The 14,291-nt window shown below is 68.0% G+C and carries 9 protein-coding genes and 1 pseudogene; 5 read left to right on the top strand and 5 right to left on the bottom strand.

From position 1 onward, the window contains the following. Positions 1-216, top strand: a pseudogene (locus tag NS355_RS18625) (cell wall hydrolase); the annotation flags it as partial. Here NS355_RS18625 and NS355_RS06080 read toward each other — a convergent pair. The 3 genes from NS355_RS06080 to uvrA form a co-directional block, all read right to left on the bottom strand. Beyond that, positions 204-527 carry a hypothetical protein gene (locus tag NS355_RS06080; RefSeq protein WP_056430793.1) on the bottom strand — a complete coding sequence of 108 codons (324 nt, stop codon included), beginning with the start codon at positions 525-527 and terminating at the stop codon, positions 204-206. The pseudogene NS355_RS18625 and the gene NS355_RS06080 overlap by 13 nt on opposite strands. 226 nt (positions 528-753) lie before the next feature. Further along, on the bottom strand, positions 754-1,164 hold the full coding sequence (locus tag NS355_RS06075) for a glycine zipper 2TM domain-containing protein (protein ID WP_153008083.1): 411 nt from the start codon (positions 1,162-1,164) through the stop codon (positions 754-756). Positions 1,165-1,712: 548 nt separating this feature from the next. After that, positions 1,713-4,613 carry an excinuclease ABC subunit UvrA gene (gene uvrA, locus NS355_RS06070; RefSeq protein ID WP_058744886.1) on the bottom strand — a complete coding sequence of 967 codons (2,901 nt, stop codon included), beginning with the start codon at positions 4,611-4,613 and terminating at the stop codon, positions 1,713-1,715. Between the two features lie 165 nt (positions 4,614-4,778). Here uvrA and NS355_RS06065 point away from each other — a divergent pair, with 165 nt between their 5' ends. Together NS355_RS06065 and NS355_RS06060 are read left to right on the top strand one after the other, a co-directional pair. Next, positions 4,779-6,287: a S10 family peptidase gene (locus tag NS355_RS06065; protein WP_084787587.1), complete on the top strand. Its 1,509-nt coding sequence runs from the start codon at positions 4,779-4,781 to the stop codon at positions 6,285-6,287. A 129-nt stretch (positions 6,288-6,416) separates the two neighbouring features. Further along, a complete protein-coding gene (locus NS355_RS06060) occupies positions 6,417-7,619 on the top strand; it encodes a M24 family metallopeptidase (RefSeq protein ID WP_058744885.1) in 1,203 nt (400 codons plus the stop codon). A gap of 239 nt (positions 7,620-7,858) precedes the next feature. On the opposite strand, the gene NS355_RS06055 is transcribed toward NS355_RS06060, so the two are convergent. Beyond that, the gene (locus tag NS355_RS06055) at positions 7,859-8,872 is read right to left on the bottom strand and encodes a 4-hydroxyproline epimerase (RefSeq protein ID WP_209445028.1); all 1,014 of its coding nucleotides are present in this window, start codon (positions 8,870-8,872) and stop codon (positions 7,859-7,861) included. Positions 8,873-8,917: 45 nt separating this feature from the next. Here NS355_RS06055 and NS355_RS06050 point away from each other — a divergent pair, with 45 nt between their 5' ends. Further along, positions 8,918-10,183 carry an NAD(P)/FAD-dependent oxidoreductase gene (locus NS355_RS06050; RefSeq protein ID WP_058744890.1) on the top strand — a complete coding sequence of 422 codons (1,266 nt, stop codon included), beginning with the start codon at positions 8,918-8,920 and terminating at the stop codon, positions 10,181-10,183. A gap of 52 nt (positions 10,184-10,235) precedes the next feature. Here the strand turns inward: NS355_RS06050 and NS355_RS06045 are convergent, their stop codons facing one another. Further along, positions 10,236-10,532, bottom strand: a complete 297-nt coding sequence (locus NS355_RS06045; RefSeq protein ID WP_058744884.1) for a hypothetical protein — start codon at positions 10,530-10,532, stop codon at positions 10,236-10,238. A 237-nt stretch (positions 10,533-10,769) separates the two neighbouring features. Here NS355_RS06045 and NS355_RS06040 point away from each other — a divergent pair, with 237 nt between their 5' ends. Next, a complete protein-coding gene (locus tag NS355_RS06040) occupies positions 10,770-14,156 on the top strand; it encodes a chromosome segregation SMC family protein (protein ID WP_058744883.1) in 3,387 nt (1,128 codons plus the stop codon). The last annotated feature ends 135 nt before the right edge of the window (positions 14,157-14,291 follow it).

Here is a 14,291-nt window from a genome sequence, read left to right as displayed (position 1 = left end):
CCGCCCCTGCCCGGCGCGACGCCTGTACCGGCGCGCCCGGCCCCGACGCGCGAAACGCCGACCCCCGCTCCGCCACGCGAAACGGGGATCAGCGACCGGCTGGCCACGTCGGGCCAGATACTGGACAAATGGAAGGATAGCGGCCGCCCGATCGAGCGGCCCGACATACCGCGCCCGAGCGCTTCGGGCGCGGCCGTCACCGATCAGCGGCGATAATTGCGGTCGTTCTTCTCGAAGCGGACCTGACGGCTCAGCATCGCGTAGCGACGGTCCAGATCATTACGCTCCGAGACGCTCAGGCCACCGCCCGACCGGCGATAGCGATATTCGAGCTGGCTCAGGCCACGCAGTTCGGACTGGAGCCGCCCCGCCTCGCGCCGGTTGAGCGCGCCGGAGCGGATGCCTTGGTCGATCCGCTGCTGCAGCTGGCCCTGGCGCTGCGCGATCGGGGTCCAGCGCTGCGCCTCGGCGACCGTGGGGACGGCGATGGTGGCGAAACCCAGGCTCGCAAGGATCATGGCCTTCATGATGACACTCCCTTAATAAAGCGGGCGATTACTGGCCCGATCCGCAATATGGGTCGTGACAATCGCAAAGCTATACCAATGACTTATCTATTATGTCGCCAATTGTCGCAGAACGTGACATGGCGTTCATCCAAGGTTTATCGGGGCCGGACATGACAAGGCCGGTCCTCTCCTTGCGACAGGGAGAGAACCGGCCCATTCATTTGTCGGACGTCAACAGCCGGATTTAACGGCAGCGGACATTGTTCCGCTCGATCGCGCGTCCCGCCAGCGCACCGCCTGCCGCACCCAGCAGCGTGCCGAGCGTCTGCGATCCGCCCGAGGTGATCGCCGCACCGAGCGCACCGCCCGCAATACCGCCGACGATCAGACCGGTGGTGCCGTCGTTGCGACGGCAATAATAACGGCCGTCCTGCCCGACATAGACGCGGTCGTTCCGGCTCAACCGCCGCTCGCGATACCGCGCATTGTCGACATAATAGCGGTCGGCATAATAGCCGCCATAAGCGGGGTCGGGCCGGTTATAGTCATAGGCATAGCGCGGGCCGCCGCCCAAGCCGCCGAAACCATTGTCATAGGTGGAGCAACCGGAAACCAGCGTCGCGGCCCCGATCAGGCCGAGTGTCCATGCACGCATCACATCCTCCCTCTTGGGTGATGCGAGGGAATCGCTTCGCGGCGGCAAAGGTTGCGATATGTTAAGCGGTTTTGGCGGGGTTTGGTGTGGGTGTTTGCATGTAGGGCAGGCACTGCGACTTCGCTTGATGCGAGCGAAGGAAGTGCCTCAAGCAATATCCAACCTCCGTTCGGCCTGAGCGAAGCCGAAGGCCAAGGGATACCCTATCAACGCGGGGCGGTGTCAGGTCTATTCCTTAGCAAAGCGACATCCCCACAGATCGTCTCGTAGGGGCTCTCTCACATCCCATCATACCATCCCGGCGAAGTCCGGGATCCAGTTGGATGGCCGCCGCGGGTGACTCCGACCGTTCCGCAACTGGACCCCGGCCTTCGCCGGGGTGGCAGGAGGAAGAGGATAAGCCCCCCCTTCCGTAGCGGATACGGCCGGCGCAATCGGCCGACTGGCTGGACTGGGACGCGGCCTGTGCAAGCCCAGATGGCACGGACCGCAGCATCTTCACATGTTGGACCACATCATGACCCGCACACCACCACCCCGGGAAAGCCTTACTCCGCCGCCTGAGCCTGCCCCTTGTCGAGCAACGGCTTCAAATATTTGCCGGTGAAGCTGCGTGGTTCGGCGGCGACCACTTCGGGTTTGCCCACCGCGACGATCTCGCCGCCCTTCACACCGCCTTCGGGACCTAGATCGACGATCCAGTCGGCGGTCTTGATGACGTCGAGATTATGCTCGATCACCACCACGGTATTGCCCTGCTCCACCAGTGCGTGGAGCACTTCGAGCAATTTGCGAACATCCTCGAAATGCAGGCCGGTCGTCGGTTCGTCGAGGATGTAAAGCGTGTTGCCGGTCGCGCGGCGCGACAATTCCTTGGCCAGCTTCACCCGCTGCGCCTCGCCGCCCGACAGGGTCGTCGCCTGCTGGCCGACCTTGACGTAACCCAACCCCACCTCGACCAGCATCGCCATCTTGTCGCGGATCGGCGGCACCGCCTGGAAGAATTCGGCGGCGTCCTCGACCGTCATGTCGAGCACATCGGCGATCGAGTGCCCCTTGAACTTCACCTCCAGCGTCTCGCGATTGTAGCGCGCGCCGTGGCACACGTCGCAGGTGACATAGACATCGGGCAGGAAGTGCATCTCGATCTTGAGCACGCCATCGCCCTGGCACGCCTCGCACCGGCCGCCCTTGACGTTGAAGCTGAACCGGCCGGGCTTGTAGCCGCGCGCCTGTGCCTCAGGCAGTCCCGCGAACCAGTCGCGAATCTGGGTGAACGCGCCGGTATAGGTCGCCGGGTTCGAGCGCGGGGTGCGGCCGATCGGCGACTGGTCGATGTCGATCACCTTGTCGAGATGGTCGAGCCCGGTGATCTTCTCATGCTTGCCCGCCAGGATGCGCGCGCCGTTCAGCGACCGCGCGGCGGCGGCGTAGAGCGTGTCGATGGTGAAGCTCGACTTGCCCGATCCCGACACGCCGGTGATGCAGGTGAAGGTGCCGAGCGGAATGCTGGCGGTCACGCCCTGGAGATTGTTGGCGGTCGCCTTGTGCACGGTCAGCTTCTTGCCCGAGCCCTTGCGGCGCTTGGCCGGGACCGCGACCTCGCGCGTGCCGTTCAGATAGTCGGCGGTCACGCTGGTCTTCGACTTGAGCAACTGCTTCAGCGTGCCGTGCGCGACGATCTGGCCGCCATGCACGCCCGCCCCCGGCCCCATGTCGATGACATAGTCGGCGGTGCGGATCGCATCCTCGTCATGCTCGACGACCAGCACCGTGTTGCCCAGGTCGCGCAACCGCCGCAGCGTCGCGAGCAGCATGTCGTTGTCACGCTGGTGGAGCCCGATCGACGGCTCGTCGAGCACATAGAGCACGCCGGACAGGCCCGAGCCGATCTGCGACGCGAGACGGATCCGCTGGCTCTCGCCACCCGACAGCGTGCCGCTGGTCCGGTCGAGATTGAGGTAATCGAGACCGACATTGTTGAGGAAGCCCAGCCGCTCGACGATCTCCTTCAGGATCGGCTGCGCGATGGCACGCTGCTGGTCGGTCAGATGTTCGGGCAGGCCGGTGAAGAAGGCCAACGCGTCGACCACCGACAGATGCGTGGCATAAGAGATGTCCTGCATGGCGATCTTGACCGCCAGCGCCTCGGGCTTCAGCCGCGCGCCGTGGCAGACCTCACAGGGCTGCGACGACTGGTAATTGGCCAGTTCCTCGCGCATCCAGGCGCTCTCGGTCTGGAGCATCCGGCGGTTGAGATTGCCGATCACACCCTCGAACGGCTTTTTCACGTCATAGGACTTCTTGCCGTCGACAAAGGTCAGCGTGACCGCCTTGCCCTTGGTGCCATGCAGGATCGCGTCGCGGACCTTGTCCTCCAGATCCTTCCACGGCGTCTCCAGCGAGAAACCGAACTCGCGCGCCAGGCTGCCGAGTACCTGCATATAATAGGGGCTGGGCGGGTTGGACTTGGCCCAGGGCACGACCGCGCCCTTCTTGATCGACAGCTCGTGATTGGGGACGACCAGGTCTTCGTCGAAGATCAGCTTCTCGCCCAGACCGTCACAGGCCGGGCAGGCCCCCTGCGGCGCGTTGAACGAGAACAGGCGCGGCTCGATCTCGGAAATGGTGAAGCCGCTGATCGGACAGGCGAACTTCTCGGAGAAGACGATGCGGCCGTCGGGCGCGTTGTTGCCCAGCACGGCGGACTTGGGCGTGGCGGGCTCGACCGGATCGGCGGGGTCGACATAGGCCAGACCGTCCGCCAGCTTCAGCGCGGTTTCGAAACTGTCGGCCAGACGCGTGGCGATATCCTCGCGCACCACCAGACGGTCGACCACCACCTCGATGTCATGCTTGAACTTCTTGTCGAGCGCAGGCGCCTCGTCGATCTCATAAAGCTGGCCGTCGATGCGGACGCGGGTGAAGCCCGCCTTCTGCCACTCGGCCATTTCCTTGCGATATTCGCCCTTGCGGCCGCGCACGACGGGGGCCAGCAGATAGAGGCGCGTGCCCTCGGGCAGGGTCATCACCCGGTCGACCATCTGGCTGACCGTCTGCGCCGCGATCGGCTCGCCGGTGGCGGGCGAGTACGGGATGCCGACGCGCGCCCAGAGCAGGCGCATATAGTCGTAGATTTCGGTGACGGTCGCCACGGTCGAGCGCGGATTGCGGCTGGTCGTCTTCTGCTCGATCGAGATGGCGGGAGACAGCCCCTCGATATGGTCGACGTCCGGCTTCTGCATCATCTCCAGGAACTGGCGCGCATAGGCCGACAGCGACTCGACATAACGCCGCTGTCCCTCGGCATAGATGGTGTCGAACGCCAGCGACGACTTGCCCGATCCCGACAGGCCGGTGATCACCGTCAGCGTGTCACGGGGAATGTCGATATCGACATCCTTGAGATTGTGCTCGCGCGCGCCGCGGACGGAAATCTTGGTCAGCATGAGGCAGGTTCTACTTCTGTTCCGGGAGGAAGGCCAGAGGCGAGATAGGAAGCGGAGGCGGCCGTTTCGAGAGGGGCGGGCTTGCGGGAACGCGGAAGTCCGGCGCATGATCCCGCTTGGCCTTGATACCTGCCGATCGCCGTTCGAGGGGGAGTAGTTTCCAACGTGTCGAAGACCTTGCACCTGACCGCCCTGTTGCTGCTGGCCAGCAGCGCCGCCACGCCCGCCCTCGCGCAAAAGGCCGAGAAGACCGAAACCAAGACCACCACAGAAACGAAGGACGACGACAGCAAGCGCCCGCCCCTGCCCGCCGACAAGACGATCAGCCAGAGCGCGCGGATCGGTGGCCGGGTCATCAATTACAAGGCGACCGTGGGCAAGATCGCGGTGCGCGACGACAAGGGCAAGGAGATCGGGCAGGTCGTCTACACCGCCTATACCGTGCCCGGCGGCGATGTGCGGCGGCCCGTCACCTTCGCGTTCAATGGCGGGCCGGGCGCGGCCTCGGTCTATCTGAACCTGGGTGCGGTCGGCCCGAAGCGGGTGCCGTTCGGTGCGCAGGGCGACGCCCCCTCCGACGCGCCGGTCACCACCGACAATCCCAATAGCTGGCTGGACTTCACCGACCTGGTCTTCATCGACCCCATCGGCACCGGCTTCAGCCGCAGCCTGGTCGACGAGGCCGAGACGAAGAAAGCCTTTTACGCCAACGACCCGGACATCAAGTACCTGTCCAAGGTCGTCTATGACTGGCTGGTCAAGGAAGGACGGCTGCGCTCGCCCAAATATGTCATGGGCGAAAGCTATGGCGGCTATCGCGCGCCGCGCATCGCCTACGAACTCCAGTCGCAGATCGGCGTCGGGGTGAACGGGCTGGTGATGGTGTCGCCCTATCTCGACCCCGCCTCGGGCGACGATGCCACCGCGCTGTCGCCCCTGCCGTGGATGATCGATCTGCCATCCATGGCCGCCGCGCAGCTGGAGCGGCAGGGCAAGCTGACGCCGGACGCGATGGCGGGAGTCGAGGCCTATGCGCGCGGCGACTATCTGCGCGACCTGATGCGCGGGCGGTCGGATACCCAGGCGGTCGACCGGATGGTGACGCGCGTGACCGAGCTGACCGGCCTCGACCCGGCGCTGGTCCGTCAGTTGGGCGGGCGGATCGACACGCGGACCTATCTGCGCGAGATTCACCGCAACGATTCGACGATCGGGAGCATCTATGACTCGAACGTCACCGCCTTCGATCCCTTCCCTTGGTCGTCGCAGCAGCGGTCCAACGACCCGCTGCTCGACTCGCTGATCGCACCGACGACCAGCGCGATGGTCGATTTCGTGACGCGCGAAGTCGGCTGGAAGACCGACGCCCGTTATCACGCGCTGTCCTATGAGGTGAACAGCGCCTGGGATCGCGGCAAGCCCGACGACACCCCCGTCACCGACCTGCGCAAGGCGATCGCCAACGACCCGAAGATGAAGGTGATGATCGTGCACGGTTGGGACGACCTGTCCTGCCCGTATTTCGCCTCGCGCCTGATCGTCGACCAGATGCCGAGCTACGGCGTCGCGCAGCGGGTGAAGCTGAACGTCTATCCGGGCGGGCATATGTTCTACAGCCGCACCGACAGCGGTGCGGCGTTCCGGCGCGATGCGATGGCGATGTACGGGGGGTGACGGGACAGGCCTGACTTCCGTTCATATAGGGCAAAGTGTCGAGGGATTCCCTTGGCGATCCACGTCCCACTGGCCCCGTGCGCCGACAGCCGCTACACGCTCAACCGTATACGAAACGGAGCAAGTGACATGGCGGGAATGATCGGCGGATCGACGGCGGAGCGCGAGTTGGCGAGCCTGTCGCCCTGGGCCAACCCCGCGCCGGTCATCTCCGCGCAGGAACGGGCACAGCGGCTGACCCGCGCCCGCGAACTGATGGCCCATATGGATGCCGACGCGCTGCTGATCGGTGCGGGGGCGTCCTTGCGCTATTTCACCGGCGTCGCCTGGGGCGCGACCGAGCGGCTGGTGGCGATGCTGCTGCCGATCGCGGGCGAGCCGATCTTCATCTGCCCCGGCTTCGAACTGGGCTCGTTCGAGGCGAGCCTGTCCATCCCCGCCACTGACATCCGGCTGTGGGAAGAGGATGAAAGCCCCTCCGCGCTGGTCGCCGACGCCCTGAAGGCGGCGGGGGCCAGGACATTGGCGGTCGACCCCGCCATGGCGTTCCTGTTCGTCGAGCGTATCCGCGCCGCCGCGCCGGGCGTGACGCTGGTCGATGGCGGGCCGGTCGTCGACGGCTGCCGCATGATCAAGTCGCCCGCCGAGATCGCGCTGATGCAACAGGCGATGGACATCACGCTGGAGGTGCATCGCCGCGCCGCGCGCATCCTGCATGAGGGCATTCGCGCGTCGGAAGTGATCCGCTTCATCGACCAGGCGCACCGGGCGCTGGGCGCGTCGACCGGCAATTACTTCTGCGCCGTACAGTTCGGCCGCTCGACCGCCTTCCCGCATGGCCTGCCGCAGGACGATGTGCTGCGTGACGGGGACGTGGTGCTGGTCGACACCGGCACGCTGATCGACGGCTATCACAGCGACATCACCCGCACCTATGCGTTCGGCGAGGTCGGTGACGAGGTGCGCCGCATCTGGGACATCGAAAAGGAAGCGCAGGCCGCCGCCTTCGCCGCCGTCCGGCCGGGCGACCCCTGCGAGGCGGTCGATGACGCCGCGCGCGCCGTACTGGAACGGTCGGGCCTCGGCCCCGATTACCGCCTGCCCGGCCTGCCGCACCGTACCGGCCACGGCATCGGCCTGTCGATCCACGAGCCCGCCTATCTGGTGCGCGGCGACAAGACGCCGCTAACGCCCGGCATGTGCTTTTCCAACGAACCGATGATCGTCGTGCCCGACCGCTTCGGCGTGCGGCTGGAGGATCATTTCCACGTCACCGAGACGGGCGCAGCCTGGTTCACCGAGCCGCAGCCTGCGATCGACGATCTGGGGTAAAGGACCGTCCCGGCTGAGGCCGGGGCTGGTTCACACGAAGACGCAAAGCCGCGAAAAAGAAGAGGTTCGCGCGGAGGCGCGGAGACGCGGAGGGTTGGAACTCGCCGCGCCAGCGGCCCTGTCATCTCGACCTGTCGATGATGTCCAAGCGCTGCCGCGCGGGCCGTAATCTCCGCGCCTCCGCGCCTCCGCGTCTCCGCGCGAACAAAGTCCTTCGCGGCTTCGCGTGAAAGACGGCCTTATACCACCGTGAACCCGGCCCAGAACGGATCCTCGCGGTCGATCCAGATCGTGTTGTAGCCGGTCGACACCGCCGAGCCCTGGATCGACGGCACGATCGCCGCCTGACCGCCGAGTTCGGTCGCTTCCTCGACCCGGCCGATGAAGCGGCTGCGGATATAGCTTTCGTGCACGAAGCGGTCGCCGACCTTCAGCCGCCCCTTGGCCGCCAGATGCGCCAGCCGCGCCGAGGTGCCGGTACCGCACGGGCTCCGATCGATCGCACGCTCGCCATAGAATACCGCATTACGCCCGTCGGCATCCTCCGCCGAGGGCTTGTCGGCCCAGAGCACATGGCTGACCCCCCGGATCGAGGGTTCGAGCGGGTGGACCGGCTCGAACTTTTCGCGGACCAGTTCGCGGATCGTGCGGCTGAGTTCGACCAGCTTCGACGCGCCCAGATCGTCCAGCCCGGTATAGGCCCCCTGCGGCTCGATAATGGCATAGTAATTGCCGCCATAAGCGACATCCAGCGTCAGCGGACCGAAGCCGGGCACGTCGATCGCAATGCCCTCGGCCGCCAGATAAGCGGGCACGTTGCGGATGCGGACCGCTGTGACCTTGGCGCCTTCCTTTTCATATTCGATATGGATGGTACCGGCGGGCACCTCGACCTTCAGCTTGCCGGGTTCGCGCGGGGTAATCAGGCCGTTTTCCAGGCCGAAGGTGATCATGCCGATCGTACCGTGCCCGCACATGGGCAGGCAGCCGCTCGTCTCGATGAACAGGATCGCGGCGTCGCTGTCTGGCTCGCAGGGCGGATAGAGGAAGCCGCCCGACATCATGTCATGCCCGCGCGGCTCGAAGCACAGGCCGGTGCGGATCCAGTCGAACCGCTCCAGGAAATCCAGCCGCCGCTCGGCCATGCTGGACCCGCGCAGCAGCGGCGCGCCGCCCGCCACGAGGCGGACGGGATTGCCCGCGGTATGGCCGTCGATGCAGAAAAAGGTATGGCGGATCGTGGGTGACGTCATCGGGATTCCCTTGCTGTAAAATCCGTATACGATATGACCGGCGTCATGCCCAAGCCGGAAAATCACGCGAGCCCCTCGGATCATCGCAGCGCCATCGTGGTCGGCGGCGGCGTCATCGGCACCACCACGGCGCTCGCCCTGCAACGCGCAGGGTGGACGGTGACGCTGATCGAGGCGGAGCAGACGCCGCGCGCCGCCTCCTGGGGCAATGCGGGTCACATCGCGACCGAACAGGCCGAGCCGATCGCCTCGCCCGCGATGGTGCGCGGCTTCGCCAAGCGGCTGTTCTGGCGCGGCGGCGCGCTGGCCCTGCCGCCGCGCCAGATCGCGACCTGGCTGCCCTTCTCGCTGCGCCTGCTCAAGGCCGCGCGCCCGGCGCGGTACGAGCGTTCGCATAAGGCACTGGCGGGGCTGCTCGCCCAAGCCATGCCCGCCTGGGAGCGTCATGTTGCAGCGATGGGCGTGCCGGATTTGCTGCGCCCACACGGCCATGTCGTGCTGTGGGAAACGCCGGAGAGCGCCGCGCGGGGCCTGGCGAACTGGCGGGCGGCGGACACCGGCACCGCCCACTTCCGTCCGCTGACCGAGGCGGAGTTGCAGGACTGGCGCACTCGCGTCCGCGCACCCATCGCGGGCGGCATCCGCTTCGAGGGCAGCGGCCAGATCGCCGACCCGACGCGCCTCGCCGAAACCACGACCGCGCGCTTTGTGGCGGACGGCGGCACCCGCCTCGTCGCACGGGTCGCGAGCATCGGCGATGGCGAGGTCCGCCTGACCGACGACCGCCGCCTGACCGCCGACCAGATCGTCGTGACGGCGGGCGTGGCGAGCGCTGCCCTACTCCGCCCCTTCGGCCTGAAGGCCCCGATCATCGCCGAGCGCGGCTATCACCTCCAGACCGGCCCCGACATCGACTGGCCCGCCGACCTGCCCCCGGTGGTGTTCGAGGACCGCTCGATGATCGTCACCCGCTTCGCAGGCGGCCTGCGCGCCGCCAGCATCGTCGAGTTCGCCCGTGCCGAAGCCAAGCCCGACCCCGCCAAGTGGAACCGCCTGCGCCACCACATCGCCGCGCTCGGCCTGCCGATCGGTGAGGATGCCAAGCCCTGGATGGGCGCGCGGCCGACCCTGCCGGATTACCTGCCCGCGATCGGGCGGGTGCCGGGGACCAGAGGCGTATCCTACGCCTTCGGGCACAACCATCTCGGCCTGACGCTCGCCCCGATTACTGGCGAGTTGGTGGCGGCGATGGTGGCTGGGGAGTCGACGCCGGTTCCCACGTCACCGTTCGAATTGCAGCGATTCAGGTAATCCGGGACAACTCTCCGTCGAACGACTTGTCTTGCCGAATATCGGGCAGTGGCTAGTCGACGATGCCAACCGCCGCATCAGCCCATATCGTGCACACCACTGCCACTGTTCCGATCACGATCAGGGCACGGACCGCCAGGGGAGCCGACAGGCGCGGGGCGCATTCGCAGGCAACGCCGATCGTCCCGAGCAATATGGCGGCAAACACGAAGTCGACCAGGCTCCAATCGACCTCACTGGTAAATGGCATTGCCAGGGCCGGGGCGAGAAGCACGCACGTCAGCAGCGCCCAGACGGCATTCCGCAATGCCCGGGAATTGCTCCCCCGTAGGTTATGGATCAATTGCATAAGCACTCCATCTGACGGACGGCGGTCAGCATCATGACGTTGTTTGCCGGGTAAGGAAAGTGGCCGAATATGGCGCTGGTCGATCGCTTGGGCGAATGCCCCCCCTCATGGGTAACCCGCGATACCACGCGATCGAGGCCATACTCACGTCGGCGGTATCATAATCCTTCCCTCGACATCCCGCCCCCATTCGCTATCGGTTAACCACAGCGCATCGGGGGAGCGGCGACCGGGTCCGTGCAGATCAAGCGGCTTCGCATTTCGGGTTTCAAGAGCTTCGTCGATCCGGCCGATCTGGTCATCGAACCGGGGCTGACCGGCGTTGTCGGGCCCAATGGCTGCGGCAAGTCCAACCTGCTCGAGGCGCTGCGCTGGACGATGGGCGAGAACAGCGCGCGCTCGATGCGCGGCGCGGGCATGGAAGACGTGATCTTCGCAGGGACCGCCACCCGCCCGCCGCGCGACTTTGCCGAGGTCACGATCCTGGCCGAGCGCGAGGGGGACGAGACCGAGATCGTCCGCCGGATCGAGCGGGGCGCGGGCTCGGCCTATCGCATCGACGGGCGCGACGTGCGCGCCAAGGACGTGGCGCTGCTCTTCGCCGACGCCGCGACCGGGGCGCATTCGCCCGCCCTTGTCAGCCAGAACCGGATCGGCGCGGTCATCGCCGCCAAGCCCGCCGAGCGCCGCGCGATGCTGGAGGAAGCGGCCGGGATCGCCGGGCTCCATGTCCGCCGCCGCGATGCCGAGACCAAGCTGCGCGCGACCGAGACCAACCTGACCCGGCTGGACGAAGCGATCGCCGATCAGGACGCCCGCATCGCGACGTTGCGGCGACAGGCACGCGCGGCGGAGCGGTATCGCCTGCTCTCCGACCAGATCCGGGTGGCCGAGGCGCGGATGATCTTCGCCCGCTGGCGCGACGCGGCCGAGGCGGCGGGACAGGCGAAGATCGAGGCGGAGGTCGCCGAGCGCCGCGTCACCGAAACCACCGCCGCCGAGCGCGAAGCCGCCGCCGCGCAGGAACAGGCGGTAGCGCGCGCCGCCCGCACCCGCGCCGCCTCGCTCGCCGCGCGCGATACGCTGAGCGAGGCGGGTCATGCCCTGTCGCGCACCCGCGACCGCCGCCATGGGCTGCAACGGCGGATCGAGGAACTGGCCGCCGCGCGCACCCGCATCGACGAGGACCGCGCGCGCGAGGATGCGCTGGCGCACGACGCGGCCGCCGCGATCCGGCGGCTGGCCGAGGAGTGCGAGGATCTGGAGGCGCGCATCGCCCATGCGGTGCAGGCCATGCCCCGGCTCGACGCGCTGCTGGCCGAGGCGGAGACGAAGAACCGCAACGCCGAGGTCGCATTGGCCCGTGCCTTGTCGGCCCAGGCTGCGGAAGCCGCCGAGCGCCGCATCGCCGAGGCCGCGCTGGCCGCCGCCCGCGCCCGCCATGCCCGTGCCGAACGCGATGCCCGCGCGGTCGCCTCCGCGATCGAGGCGCTGCCCGACATGGCCGAGCAGGAGGCGGCACGCGAAGCCGCCATCGCGACCCAGGCCGCCGCCAAGGTCGATGCCGACAAGGCCCGCGCGGCGCTAGGCTGGGCCGAGGAAAGCGAGCTGACCGCGACCGGCGAACGCGATTCCGCCGAGGGAGCCCGCGCCCGCGCCATCGCCGCCCTCGCCGCGCTGGAGGCCGAAGCAGCGACGCTGACCCGCGCGACCGCGAGCAAGGGCGGCGACCGGCTGCTCGACGAGGTGCAGGCCGAGCCGGGGTTCGAGCGCGCGCTGGCCGCCGCGCTGGGCGACGAGTTGGAGACGCCGCTGGTCGACTGGCATGGCTCCCCCGTCGCGCCCGACGACCCCGCCGCGCCGGTCGGGACGCTACGGCTGGGCGAGCGGATCAAGGCGCCGCCGACGCTTGCCCGGCGGCTGTCGCAGATTTTCCTGGTCGAGGCGGATTCGGGTCAGCATCTGAGCGTCGGGCAGCGGCTGGTCACGCGCGAGGGGCGGCTGCGGCGCTGGGACGGCTATATCGGCGAGGGCGGCGGCGCGGCGGCGGCGGAGCGGATGGAGCGGCGCAACCGGCTTGCCGCGCTGGAGGCCGAACGTCCGGCGGCCGAGGCGGCGGTCCAGACCGCGACCGAGGCACGTGCTGCCATCGAGGACCGGATCGCCCGCGCCCGCGCCGCCGCCGCCAGCGCGCGGAACCTCCACGCCACCGCCGAAGCATCCTTGCGCGATGCCCAGCGTGCCGAGGACCGGGCGCAGGCGGTGATCGAGCGGCTGTCGGCCCAGCGCACCGATCTCGCCACCCGCGCCGAACGCATCGCCGCCGAGATGGACGAGGCGCTGGCCGAATGCGACCGCGCCCAGGCCACGCTGGCCGGACTGCCCGACGGCACGGCGAGCGCGGCAGAGACGGCGCGGCTCCAGCAGGAGACGCAACTCGCCCGCTCGGCCGTGGCGCTGGCGCGGTCGGAGCGGACGACGCTGGAGCGCAGCCTGGCGCAGACCCGCGACCGCCTGTCCGCCGCCATGGCCGAGGCGCAGGGCTGGGACCAGCGTGCCGGGCAAGCGGCAGGCCGGATCGCCGAGATGGACGACCGCGCTGCGACGCTGGACCGCGACGCCGCCGCGCTCGCCGACCAGCCGCACCTGTTGGCCCAAGAGATCGCCCGGCTCGCCGCCGCGCACGACACCGCCAAGTCGGAGGCGGAACGGACGCAAACCGAGGAAGCCGACGCCGAACGCGCGCTGCGCGCCATCGAGGCAGCGCATGCCGAGACCCATGCCCTGCTGTCCGCCGCGCGGGAGGCGCGGGCGGGGGCGCTGGCGCGTGTGGAGAATCACGAACTCCGCAGGGTCGAGCTGGGGCGGGTGTCGGGTGAACGCTTCGCCTGCCCCGCGCCGGTACTGCCGGAAAAACTGGCCTTCGACAGCGCCAGCGTCGGCTCACCCCAGGCCGAGGCGGCCGCGCATGACAAGCTGTCCGCCGACCGCGAACGGATCGGCCCGGTCAATCTGGTCGCCGAACAGGAACTGGCCGATCTGGAAGCGAGCGGCGCGGCGAGTGCCGCCGAGCGCGAGGATCTGGTCCAGGCGGTGGCGCGGCTGCGCAGTTCGATCGGACTGCTCAACCGCGAGGGGCGGCAGCGGCTGCTGGAAGCGTTCGAGGCGGTGAACGGCCATTTCCAGACCTTGTTCGCGACGCTGTTCGACGGCGGCTCGGCGCATCTGGCGCTGATCGATTCGGACGATCCGCTGGAGGCGGGGCTGGAGATCATGGCGCAGCCGCCGGGCAAGAGGCTCCAGTCGCTGACCCTGTTGTCGGGCGGCGAGCAGGCGCTGACGGCGGTGGCGCTGATCTTCGGGCTGTTCCTGACCAACCCCGCGCCGATCTGCGTGCTGGACGAAGTCGATGCGCCGCTGGACGACGCCAATATCGACCGCTTCTGCGGCCTGCTCGACCGGATGACCCGCGAGACGGATACGCGCTATCTGATCGTGACCCACAATGCGGTGACGATGAGCCGGATGCACCGCCTGTTCGGCGTGACCATGATCGAGCGCGGGGTCAGCCGGTTGGTCTCGGTGGATTTGCAGGCGGCCGAGACGTTGCTGGCGGCGGAGTAGCGCCATCTTCAATGTCTTATGGCGTCACCCCGGCGAAGGCCGGGGCCCAGTTGTCGCGTACCCTCGAAGGCGCGAAACATCTGCCTCCCCCGCATCGATTCGCGCGCCACGGATTTGGTGGAGCCTGGGCCCCCG

It is taken from the genome of Sphingomonas yabuuchiae, assembly GCF_001477495.1.
GTDB classification, from domain to species: Bacteria; Pseudomonadota; Alphaproteobacteria; order Sphingomonadales; family Sphingomonadaceae; genus Sphingomonas; species Sphingomonas yabuuchiae_A.
The sequence above is the reverse complement of the archived record's forward strand: the minus strand, read 5'-3'. Positions and strand labels throughout refer to the sequence as shown.

What these genes read in the sequence shown, in the direction of transcription:
- NS355_RS06075 (WP_153008083.1), bottom strand. Translation starts at nt 1,164, where the DNA reads ATGCGTGCATGGACACTCGGCCTGATCGGGGCCGCGACGCTGGTTTCC.
- NS355_RS06055 (WP_209445028.1), bottom strand. Translation starts at nt 8,872, where the DNA reads ATGACGTCACCCACGATCCGCCATACCTTTTTCTGCATCGACGGCCAT.
- NS355_RS06060 (WP_058744885.1), top strand. Translation starts at nt 6,417, where the DNA reads ATGGCGGGAATGATCGGCGGATCGACGGCGGAGCGCGAGTTGGCGAGC.
- NS355_RS06050 (WP_058744890.1), top strand. Translation starts at nt 8,918, where the DNA reads ATGCCCAAGCCGGAAAATCACGCGAGCCCCTCGGATCATCGCAGCGCC.
- uvrA (WP_058744886.1), bottom strand. Translation starts at nt 4,613, where the DNA reads ATGCTGACCAAGATTTCCGTCCGCGGCGCGCGCGAGCACAATCTCAAG.
- NS355_RS06045 (WP_058744884.1), bottom strand. Translation starts at nt 10,532, where the DNA reads ATGCAATTGATCCATAACCTACGGGGGAGCAATTCCCGGGCATTGCGG.
- NS355_RS06080 (WP_056430793.1), bottom strand. Translation starts at nt 527, where the DNA reads ATGAAGGCCATGATCCTTGCGAGCCTGGGTTTCGCCACCATCGCCGTC.